Source organism: Metabacillus niabensis, assembly GCF_902829255.1.
In the GTDB taxonomy this organism is placed as follows: Bacteria; Bacillota; Bacilli; order Bacillales; family Bacillaceae; genus Metabacillus; species Metabacillus niabensis.
Genome location: NZ_CADEPK010000179.1, coordinates 1 through 10,873, shown reverse-complemented (window position 1 = coordinate 10,873; position 10,873 = coordinate 1). Strand labels below are relative to the sequence as shown.

Here is a 10,873-nt window from a genome sequence, read left to right as displayed (position 1 = left end):
GATATAATCAATTATTGTAAAAATAAAACAAAGTTTTTCACAAAGGGGAGGGGTTTGGATGGAGACGTTTAAAAAGCTGAAAATCTTTTATTGGCCATATAAAAGATATTTCTTTTGGTCATTGTTTTTTGTCATATTTATAACAGCAATCACAGTCATTTATCCTATCGTATTACAATTAACAATTGATGAAGTCGTCCTAAAGGAACAATATGAATACATACCATGGATTGTCGTTGGCTTCTTATCATTAATGGCAGTAAAAGGGGTATCTGCTTATTTTCATCAGTTTCTTGGTGATATGTTTGGGATTAACTCCGTATATCGACTTCGCAATGAGCTATATGAAAAATTACAACGATTGCCGTTTTCCTATTATGATAATGCGAAGACTGGTGATTTAATGTCAAGGCTTACTGCAGATGTTGAGGGGTTTCGCTTCTTTTTATCATTTGGCTTTGCAGAGCTTATGCGATTCTTTCTCCTAGTATTTGGTACATTAACGGTTATGTTTTTTTATTCGGTGCCATTAACGCTGGTTACGATCGCGGCATTACCTTTTCTAGGAATTGCTGTTTATCAATTTGATAAACGCGTTCATCCCGCTTTTCGTAATATACGTAAATCCTTTGGTAAGCTAAATACGAATGTTCAAGAGAATATAAGTGGAATTCAAACCGTGAAGGCATTGTCTCAGGAGAATTTTGAAATTTCAAAATTTAACAATGCTAATGGAAATTATAAAGAAAAATATTTGAATACATCACTTGTCTGGTCAAAGTATTTTCCGCTTATGGAGTTGATCGGAAATATAAGTGTTGTTGCGCTATTGGCATTTGGAAGCGTTCTCGTTATGCGAGGTAGCTTACAGCTTGGCGAGCTAGTTGCTTTTTTTAGCCTTGTTTGGTATTTAATGGGTCCGATTATGCACCTTGGTTTTACAATCAATCATTTTTCCCAATCTAAGGCTTCTGGTGAACGCTTACTAGAAATTCTTGAAGCAGAGGAGACAATTCGAAACAAGATTGATATCGTAAATGTTTCTGGAATTGAAGGACATGTCACGTTTGAAAATGTTAGTTTACGATATAAGCCTGAAGACAGTTTAGCGCTTCAGCATATTTCCTTTGATGCTCCTCCAGGTAAAACGATTGGATTGATTGGTGGAACGGGCTCAGGGAAAACGAGTATTACCCAATTGTTAACGAGGTTTTATTTGCCAACGAGTGGGCGGATTCTTGTTGACGGTAGGGAAATAAGTGATTATTCATTAAAGACACTTAGAGAAAATATTGGTGTTGTTTTACAAGAATCGTTTCTCTTTTCATCTACTATAAAAGCAAATATTTCTTATGGAAGACCTGATGCATCAATGGAAACGATAATTGATGCTGCTAAAAGAGCACAGGCACATGATTTTATAATGGAGCTTCCTAATGGGTATGATACGATGCTTGGTGAAAGAGGAATGGGTTTATCTGGTGGTCAAAAGCAACGGATTGCAATCGCAAGGGCAATTTGTTTGAATCCTCGAATCTTAATATTAGATGATTCTACAAGTGCTGTAGATATGACAACAGAGGTGCATATACAAAAGGCACTAAAGGAAGTAATGTACGGTAGAACGACATTTATTATTGCTCACCGTATTTCTTCCCTCAAGCATGCAGATGAAATTCTTGTGCTTGAAAATGGTGAAATCATTGAGAGAGGTAAGCATGAGGAGCTAGTTGAGAGGAATGGATACTATAAGCGGATTTATGATATTCAATATAAAGATCAGAAGGCTGTGCTTCAGTCAACTGTCGGGTAGGTGTGAATAATGAATAATCAAGAGAAAAAAGTATTGATAAAGGAAAGGTTTCAATATTCAACAGATACAATTATTGACCAGCCGTTTAACTGGAAGCAGATGTGGAGATTATTAAGCTATTTAAAACCATATGTTAAAAATCTGCTTCCTTTAGCCTTCTTAGCAGTAATCGTATCAGCAATCGTCCGGTTAGTTGCGCCAATATTAATTGGTAAATATACGTTGGACTATGCAATTAAGAACAATGACACTAGGCTGTTAACAATTCTTGTTTCAATAATAGCTGGGATGTATGTGCTATCCTATATAGCCAACCGTTTTCGAATAAAATGGACGAATCAGTTGGGGCAAAATGTCATTTATGATTTGCGCAAACATTTATTTACACATGTTCAATCACTTTCACATCGGTTTTTTGATCAAAGATCAGCGGGTTCAATTTTAGTTCGTATTATGAATGATATTAATTCCTTACAGGAGCTATTTACAAGTGGAGTTATTAATCTATTAATGGATTTCCTCCTTTTAATAGGGGTAGTCGTTTTGCTATTTACACTAAGCCCACAGCTGACTCTCGCTATTCTAATTATTGTACCGATCATGTTTTTTATTTCGACGAGTCTTCGAAAAAAAATTCGTCGTTCATGGCAATCGGTGAGATTAAAGCAATCAAAATTAAATTCACATTTAAATGAGGCAATTCAAGGGATTCGTGTTACGCAATCCTATACACAGGAGCAAGAAAATATCGCATTTTTTGATGGTGTTAACACGGAAAACTTTCAGTCATGGAGAAATGCAACAAGAAGAAATGCGATGTTTACGCCAATGGTTGAGATGACAAATGCAATTGGTACGGCCATCTTATTATGGTATGGGGCAACCTTAATTGCAAATGAAACAATTTCAATTGGTATCTTTGTTTCATTTGCATTTTATTTAGGAATGTTTTGGGAGCCGATATCCAGATTAGGTCAAGTATATAACCAGCTTTTAATAGGAATGGCTTCCTCTGAACGAATTTTTGAATTTATTGATGAAAAGCCAATTGTTAAGGATGCACTTAATCCAATTGAAGTAAATGAAATGAAAGGGAAAATTGAGTTTGAGTCGGTTGAATTTGCGTATGATTCAAAAAGAAAGGCATTAAACTCAGTTTCATTTACAATAGATGCAGGTCAAACGGTCGCGTTGGTTGGTCATACTGGATCTGGAAAAACGACGATTGCCAATTTGATTAGTCGATTTTATGATGTAACAAGTGGCGAAGTAAGGATAGATGGTGTCAATATTAAAGATATTTCAATTGAAAAATTGCGCTCACAAATTAGTGTTGTTCTTCAGGATACATTTATTTTCTCTGGGACGATAATTGATAATATTCGTTTTGGTAATCCTTTAGCATCTGATGAGGAAGTGATTGAAGCCGCAAAAGCAGTTGGTGCGGATGACTTTATTCAAAAATTGTCAGATGGCTATTTAACAGAGGTTGAAGAGCGAGGAAATGTATTATCTGTTGGAGAGCGACAGCTTATATCTTTTGCACGAACTTTATTAGCAAATCCAACTATTATCATTTTAGATGAAGCGACTGCAAGCATTGATACGGAAACAGAGATAAAAATCCAAAAGGCATTAAAAACATTATTGCATGGTCGTACAGCGATTATGATTGCCCACCGGCTATCAACAATTAGAGAGGCTGATAATATATTCGTTCTTGACCATGGGGAAATTATGGAGCAAGGGAATCATACGGAATTAATGGAGCAAAGAGGGATTTATTATGGGCTTGTAAAAGCACAATTTCAAATGTTAGAGGTAGGTTAATATCCGAATAAAAAACGTCATCTTGGCGTTTTTTATTTTTGGAAAATAAATGATGAAACTATTTCCGGATCTCCTCGTATTAGTTAATGAGTACATAAAATGGAGGTTATTTACAAATGGGGAATGAAACAGTACAAACGAAAAAGCCATCATTATTCGGTATGATTTTTAGCCCAGGTGAACAATTTGAGAGATTAAGAGAAAGGCCGGTTATTTGGGTACCGCTTATTTTGTTTACTTTAATTACAACAATTTTAGCTGTAGTAGTTGTATTAAATATGGATTATACGATGACTCCTGGTCTTGAAGAATCGTCACCTGAAGAATTAGAAATGATTAAGATATTCGGTGCTGTTGGTGGTGGGATTGCAAGTTTATTCACGGTACCAATAGGATATCTTTTCTTCGCAGCAATATATTTTTTAGCAGCAAAAATGGTGAAATCAGATGTTAGATTTAAGCAGATGTTTTCTTTAATCATTTTTGTGTCTTTTATTACTATTTTAGGCTCTATTATTAATCAATTATTAGCTTTGGTATTAGGTGAGGACCCAGCTATTATGTTTACTAGTTTGAATAGTTTTATTGCAGCGACAGGTCCAGTCGGAGCTATTTTAAACTCGATTGAAGTATTTAGCATATGGTATCAAGTTCTTTTAGCCATCGGTCTTATTAAGGTAGCAAAGTTGTCAAAACAATCCGCAATTACTATCGTTATCGTTTTATTTGTTATCGGAATTCTTATCACTGCTGGAATAGCTGCGGGTAGTAGTGCTCTAGAAGGACTGACACAAGTATAATGAAGAAAAAGGTATGGATATCTATTGCCGTTGGCACACTTATTGTTTTGCTTATTGGTATAAATGTTGTTAAATCTTTAAATAAAGAAAACCCGACTGTCAAAACTGCAAAGGTAGAGGAACGAGAGATTACTGGAAATGTTATGATTCCAGGAACATTATCGTTAAGTCAGGAGGATTATATATATATAGATTCTGAGAAAGGAAAAATAGCAGAGATACTTGTAAAGGAAGGAGACCAGGTGAAAGAGGGAACTCCTTTACTTCGTTACGAAAATGAACAGCTTGAATTAGAAAAGGAGCAAAATGCCTTGTCATTAGAATCGTCGTATTTGCAAATTAATCGATTAAAGGAGCAAATAGAAGATTTAGAGGACAAGGAGGAAGAGCTTGCAAAGCAAGTTGGTGAAGAAGAGGCAGAAAAGCAAATCGATACAGAAAAAGAGCAGTTAGAAATCGATTTAAAGGTGGCAAATCTTGAAGCAAGACAAACAGATCTGCAAAAGGAAACGATTGAGAAGAAGTTGGCTGAGCTTGAAGTGAAAAGTGAAATGGCGGGTACAGTGCTTTCTATCGACAAGGAAGCAATTTCAGGAACGGTACAAACACCAATATTACATATTGGAAAAATTGATCATTATGTAGTGAAAGGATATATCTCAGAATATGATTCATTGAAAATTAAAGAAAAACAACCTGTTATTCTTAAATCAGATGTCATTCCTGAGCAAGAATGGAAAGGAACTGTCACAAAAGTAAGTTTATTACCTGAAAAAACTGAAACAGCTGTTGGAACTGAAGAAGCAGCTGTACAATATCCCATTGAAGTCTCGATTGATGAAAAGGATTTACCAGCAAAACCAGGCTTTAAGCTAATTATGGAAATTCAGACAGAAAAACGGTCAGTCAAAACGGTTCCGTTAAGTGCAGTAAAGCAAGATGGTGAAGCAAATTATGTTTATATTTATCAGAATGGAAAAGCGATCCGTAAAGAGATTACGATAGGAACCCCTAGTGATGAGTATATGGAAATAAAATCAGGGCTAAATGATGAGGAAGAGGTTATTGTAAATCCTTCAGATGCTTTAACAAACGGTGTGGAAGTGACAAAAAAATGATTCAACTCACATCTATTTCTAAAAGCTACAAAGTAGGAGAAGAAATTCTAGATGTTTTAAAGGATATCAATTTAAGCATCAATGAGGGTGAATTTGTCGCCATTATGGGACCATCAGGATCGGGTAAATCGACGTTAATGAATGTTATCGGCTGCTTAGATAATCCAACAAGTGGAACATATTTATTAGGGAATGAAGACATATCAGCATATAAAGATGAAGAGTTAGCAAAGGTCCGAAATCTCTCAATTGGTTTTGTCTTTCAGCAATTTCAACTGTTACCACGATTAACGGCATTAAAGAATGTAGAACTTCCAATGATTTATGCTGGTGTTGGAAGGAAGGAAAGAGAAGCAAGGGCAAAACGTGCCTTAGAAAAAGTTGGTCTTGCAAATCGTGTGAACCATTTACCAAATGAATTGTCAGGTGGACAAAAGCAACGTGTCGCAATTGCACGCTCAATTGTCAATCATCCAAAAATCATTTTAGCCGATGAACCAACAGGAGCACTTGATACGAAAACGAGTATTTCGATTATGGAACAGTTTACTGAATTAAATAAAGAGGGTGTAACTGTTATTCTTGTTACACATGAGCAAGAGGTTGCAGATTATGCAAAGAGAATCATAACGGTAAGGGATGGACTAATTCTCTCCGATGAAGAACGGGGGAGATAAAGATGAGTTTACTTGAAAATATGAAGATGGCATTAAGTTCAGTTCTTGCACATAAGCTTCGTTCTATTTTAACGATGTTAGGGATTATCATCGGAGTTGCCTCTGTTATTTTAGTTGTAGCAATTGGGCAAGGTGGAGAGCAACTATTAAAAACCTCGATAACAGGACCAGGAAATACAATTGAGGTTTACTATGAACCTAGTGAAGAAGAAATAATGTCAAATCCGAATGCTTTTCTGACAGCAGCGTTCACACAAGATGATGTAAAGGCGTTAAGTGAAATCCCTGAAGTGAAAAAAGTTGTCGCCTCCTCAACAGAATATTTTCAAACACGTTTTCGTGAAGAAACGGCTGATACAAATGTATACGGAATTAATCAAGCATACATTGAAGTTAACGGATTGAACGTTGAAAATGGGCGAAATTTGTTAGAGGCGGATTTTATTGGGGGAACTCGTGTCGGAATTATTAGCTATGAACTCCAAAAGGAAATGTTCAAGGAAGAAGACCCTATTGGTCAAGTCGTCTGGATTAAAGGTCAACCAATTGAAATTGTCGGTGTATTAGAAAAACCAACGGGATTGTTTTCCTTCGGTACGATGGAAATCTATATCCCTTCAAATACATTTAAATCTTCCTTCGGTAAAAGTGACTTTAACCAAGTGACTTTACAAGCTGAAAATGCTGATGCTATGCGAGAAGCTGGAGAGAAAGCAACAACATTATTAAATACGAAACATAATGCAGAAGAATCCTACAAAGTGTTTAATATGGAGGAGATGGCAGAAGGTATCGGCCAAATTACAACAATTATGACATTAATTATCGGATCGATCGCTGGAATTTCATTAGTTGTCGGTGGGATAGGTGTGATGAATATTATGCTCGTTTCTGTGACGGAACGGACAAGAGAAATTGGAATACGAAAAGCGCTTGGTGCTTCTAAAAGTCAAATTCTCACACAATTCCTGATCGAATCTGTTACATTAACATTAATTGGCGGGATCGTTGGGATACTTTTAGGAACAGTAGCAGCTAATATAGTTTCGATGTTTGCAGGCTGGCCATCACTAATTTCTTGGCAAGTAGTGGTAGGAGGCTTGTTATTCTCAATGATAATTGGTGTTGTTTTCGGAATGCTTCCAGCAAATAAAGCAGCACGATTAAATCCAATTGAAGCATTACGATACGAATAGATAAACGAGGGTGCTCAAAATCAAAGGTTCAGACCCCTCAAACACAATATATTGACTAATGATGAAGTTAGTTCTATATACCGGTGTTTGAGGGGGCAGTGCCTTTTGAGTCACCCTCGTTTTTTATTTGTAATAATCATAAACGACCAGAAATAGTCGAAAAATGAATGTTTTTGATTATTTTTGAAAAAATATGATTGATTTTGGCGGAAAGTGAAAGTATAATAAACGTGTAAGGAACGGATGTATTCGCTTACAGTGAGTAGAAACAAATAAGATGCTAGTTTTCTAATCTTAAAATAGGACTTTATAAATAGATAATCCTTAAGTATTTCAGATTAAAAGATTTGCTTTGATTGGTTGAACTGAATTTATATTTGAATTAAAAGTTCCGTAAGCTATATACAGAGTATTTTAGTTCTTTACTGTAAAAATAAATGCAATAAAGGTCGTGAATAAATGATTTACACCGTAACATTGAATCCATCAGTTGATTACATCGTAAGAGTAGAACAATTTGAAATAGGTTCTTTGAACCGAACAACTGACGATACAAAATTCCCAGGTGGAAAAGGAATAAATGTATCACGCGTTATGAAACGATTAGGAGTCGAATCAAGCGCTTTAGGTTTTATTGGTGGCTTTACAGGGCAATTTGTTAAAGATTTCCTAGCAAACGAAAAAATAAACACAAATTTTGTTCAAGTTTCTGGGGACACAAGAATTAACATTAAATTAAAAACAAATGTTGAAACAGAAATTAACGGACTTGGACCAATGATTACAGATGAGCAGTTAGGCGAATTCATGGAAGCATTTGAAAAAATGACAAAGGAAGATATCGTTGTGTTAGCTGGTAGTATTCCAGGAACATTACCACCAACAATTTATAAGAAAATTATTTCTTTATGTAAAGAAAAAGAAATTAAAGTTGTTGCAGATGTTTCAGGTGATGCATTGGAAGAGGTTGTCCAACTTAAACCATATTTAATTAAACCAAATCACCATGAGCTTGGAGATTTATTTAAAACTAACATTCAAACACCAGAGGAAGCACTTGTATATGCAAAAAAATTAGTGAATCAAGGTGTTGAAAATGTAATCGTATCTCTTGCAGAAAAGGGTGCTTTACTTGTTACTGAAAACGATTGCTATATTGCAAACGTTCCGAAGGGAAATGTGGTTAATTCAGTAGGTGCCGGAGATTCAGTCGTAGGTGGGTTTTTAAGTGCATATACAAAAAACGCTCCATTAGAAGATGCCTTTAAAATTGGCGTTGCTTCAGGAAGTGCTACTGCTTTTTCAATGGAGCTTTGTACTGAAGAAAAAATTGAGGAATTATTACCTCAAATACAGGTAAAAAAGGTGTAAGGGGGAAGAACGATGAAAATAACTGAGCTTTTAACAAAAGAGACAATAAAACTAAATCTTGGTTCTAGCTCAAAAGGAGAAGTTATCTCCGAATTAGTAACCGTATTAGATTCAGCTGGAAAATTAAACAACAAAGAAGAATATGAAAAGGCTGTATTAAATCGCGAGAAGCAAAGTACAACTGGCATTGGTGATGGTATTGCCATTCCCCATGCAAAAACAAACGCAGTGAAAAGTCCTGCAATTGCTTTTGGTCGTTCTAAAGCAGGAATTGATTATGAAGCACTTGATGGGCAACAAAGTCATTTGTTTTTTATGATTGCAGCCTCTGAAGGAGCGAACAACACGCATTTGGAAGCGTTGTCGAAATTATCATCAATTTTGATGAAGCAAGAAGTGAGAGACCAGCTGTTACAAGCAAAAACAAGTGATGAAGTGTTATCAATTATTGATAAATATGATAGGCAAGATGAAGAAGAAGTTGCACCTGCTGGGAACAGTGGGAAAATCTTAGCTGTTACCGCTTGTCCAACGGGGATTGCGCATACGTATATGGCAGCTGATTCTTTAAAGGAAAAAGCAAAAGAAATGAATGTTTCAATTAAAGTTGAGACAAATGGCTCAGGTGGAGCGAAAAATGTCTTAACAGATGCAGAGATTGAAGAGGCAACTGCCATTATTGTTGCAGCTGACAAAAATGTTGAAATGGAACGTTTTAAAGGGAAGCACGTAATCATTGTTCCGGTTGCTGACGGAATCAGAAAACCACAGGAATTAATTGAACGTGCATTAAAGCAAGATGCAGCCATTTATAAAGGAAATGGTGAAGGTAAAAAAGAAGATCGCGGTAGTGAGAGATCAGGATTTTATAAGCATTTAATGAATGGTGTTTCAAATATGCTCCCATTTGTTGTTGGTGGTGGTATTTTAATTGCCCTTTCATTTATGTTCGGTATTCATGCTTCTGATCCTAATCATGAATCTTATAATGCGTTTGCAGCGGCATTAAATACAATTGGTGGCGGAAATGCATTTGGGTTAATGATTCCTGTATTAGCTGGGTTTATCGCTTTAAGTATTGCAGATCGGCCAGGTTTAGCTCCAGGTATGGTCGGCGGTTTTATGGCAGCACAAGGTGGAGCAGGATTTTTAGGTGGATTAATTGCAGGATTTTTAGCAGGTTATGTAATTGTCTTATTGAAAAAGCTATTATCTGGTCTTCCAGCTTCATTAGAAGGAATAAAGCCAGTTCTTCTTTATCCAGTATTAGGGATATTTTCAGTTGGAATGATTATGTATTTTGTCGTAAACAAACCTGTAAGTGAATTAAATCTATTAATTAGTGATTTTTTAGGTGGATTAGGTACAGGAAATTTAGTGTTGCTTGGCTTAATTCTTGGTGGAATGATGGCGATTGATATGGGTGGTCCAATCAATAAAGCGGCATTTACTTTCGGGATTGCGATGATTGACGCTGGGAATTTTGCTCCACATGCAGCTGTTATGGCAGGTGGGATGGTTCCTCCTTTAGGAATTGCACTTGCTACAACAATTTTTAGAAATAAATTTACAAAGCGTGAACGTGAGGCAGGTATTACTTGCTATATTATGGGAGCTTCATTTATTACTGAAGGGGCAATTCCATTTGCAGCCTCTGATCCAGCACGTGTTATTCCTTCAGTAGTCGCAGGTTCAGCAGTTGCCGGAGCGTTAGCAATGTTCTTTGGAAATGGTCTTCGTGCCCCTCACGGTGGAGCTTTCGTAATTCCACTTGTCGAAGGGAATCCAGTATTATATTTTGTTGCAATTGTAATCGGTGCTATTGTTACTGCGATTTTGTTAGGAATCTTAAAAAAACCAGTAAACGAATAAACATAAGGGCTCAAGTCTTGAAACGAAGATTTGGGCCCTTTTTCTATTATAATGGAAAAGATAACAAATGTAGCGAATGAATGTTGGGTTTATACTAACTCTCTATGGATCTTCGAATATGTAAGTTTGTATTGATAAAAAAATTAGAGCAATGCTAATAACGTAATACTCGAAAGCAAATTTAACATGCTAATAT

The 10,873-nt window shown here is 36.0% G+C and carries 8 protein-coding genes; all 8 read left to right on the top strand.

The window, feature by feature from the left end; all coding sequences use genetic code 11:
- Positions 1-58: 58 nt before the first annotated feature.
- The 8 genes from HU235_RS12430 to HU235_RS12395 all read left to right on the top strand — a co-directional run bounded on the left by HU235_RS12430 (position 59) and on the right by HU235_RS12395 (position 10,677).
- A complete protein-coding gene (locus tag HU235_RS12430) occupies positions 59-1,813 on the top strand; it encodes an ABC transporter ATP-binding protein (protein ID WP_095299021.1) in 1,755 nt (584 codons plus the stop codon).
- A gap of 9 nt (positions 1,814-1,822) precedes the next feature.
- A complete protein-coding gene (locus HU235_RS12425) occupies positions 1,823-3,643 on the top strand; it encodes an ABC transporter ATP-binding protein (RefSeq protein WP_174880410.1) in 1,821 nt (606 codons plus the stop codon).
- Positions 3,644-3,759: 116 nt separating this feature from the next.
- Positions 3,760-4,443 (top strand): YknW family membrane protein, encoded by a 684-nt coding sequence (locus tag HU235_RS12420; RefSeq protein WP_095299017.1) that lies wholly within the window; start codon positions 3,760-3,762, stop codon positions 4,441-4,443.
- Complete coding sequence (locus HU235_RS12415) at positions 4,443-5,561, top strand: efflux RND transporter periplasmic adaptor subunit (protein ID WP_095299015.1); 1,119 nt, start codon at positions 4,443-4,445, stop codon at positions 5,559-5,561. Before HU235_RS12420 ends, HU235_RS12415 begins: the two co-directional genes overlap by 1 nt.
- Entirely contained in the window at positions 5,558-6,238 is a 681-nt protein-coding gene (locus tag HU235_RS12410; RefSeq protein ID WP_145580836.1) for an ABC transporter ATP-binding protein, read from the top strand. Before HU235_RS12415 ends, HU235_RS12410 begins: the two co-directional genes overlap by 4 nt.
- Positions 6,239-6,240: 2 nt before the next feature.
- Complete coding sequence (locus HU235_RS12405; protein ID WP_174880409.1) at positions 6,241-7,434, top strand: ABC transporter permease; 1,194 nt, start codon at positions 6,241-6,243, stop codon at positions 7,432-7,434.
- A gap of 459 nt (positions 7,435-7,893) precedes the next feature.
- The gene (pfkB, locus tag HU235_RS12400; RefSeq protein WP_095299010.1) at positions 7,894-8,805 is read left to right on the top strand and encodes a 1-phosphofructokinase; all 912 of its coding nucleotides are present in this window, start codon (positions 7,894-7,896) and stop codon (positions 8,803-8,805) included.
- Between the two features lie 12 nt (positions 8,806-8,817).
- Complete coding sequence (locus HU235_RS12395) at positions 8,818-10,677, top strand: PTS fructose transporter subunit IIABC (protein WP_174880408.1); 1,860 nt, start codon at positions 8,818-8,820, stop codon at positions 10,675-10,677.
- Positions 10,678-10,873 lie beyond the last annotated feature (196 nt).

Excerpts from the sequence above, each read along its gene's own strand:
- HU235_RS12430 (WP_095299021.1), top strand. The coding sequence starts at position 59 with ATGGAGACGTTTAAAAAGCTGAAAATCTTTTATTGGCCATATAAAAGA.
- HU235_RS12425 (WP_174880410.1), top strand. The coding sequence starts at position 1,823 with ATGAATAATCAAGAGAAAAAAGTATTGATAAAGGAAAGGTTTCAATAT.
- HU235_RS12420 (WP_095299017.1), top strand. The coding sequence starts at position 3,760 with ATGGGGAATGAAACAGTACAAACGAAAAAGCCATCATTATTCGGTATG.
- HU235_RS12415 (WP_095299015.1), top strand. The coding sequence starts at position 4,443 with ATGAAGAAAAAGGTATGGATATCTATTGCCGTTGGCACACTTATTGTT.
- HU235_RS12410 (WP_145580836.1), top strand. The coding sequence starts at position 5,558 with ATGATTCAACTCACATCTATTTCTAAAAGCTACAAAGTAGGAGAAGAA.
- HU235_RS12405 (WP_174880409.1), top strand. The coding sequence starts at position 6,241 with ATGAGTTTACTTGAAAATATGAAGATGGCATTAAGTTCAGTTCTTGCA.
- pfkB (WP_095299010.1), top strand. The coding sequence starts at position 7,894 with ATGATTTACACCGTAACATTGAATCCATCAGTTGATTACATCGTAAGA.
- HU235_RS12395 (WP_174880408.1), top strand. The coding sequence starts at position 8,818 with ATGAAAATAACTGAGCTTTTAACAAAAGAGACAATAAAACTAAATCTT.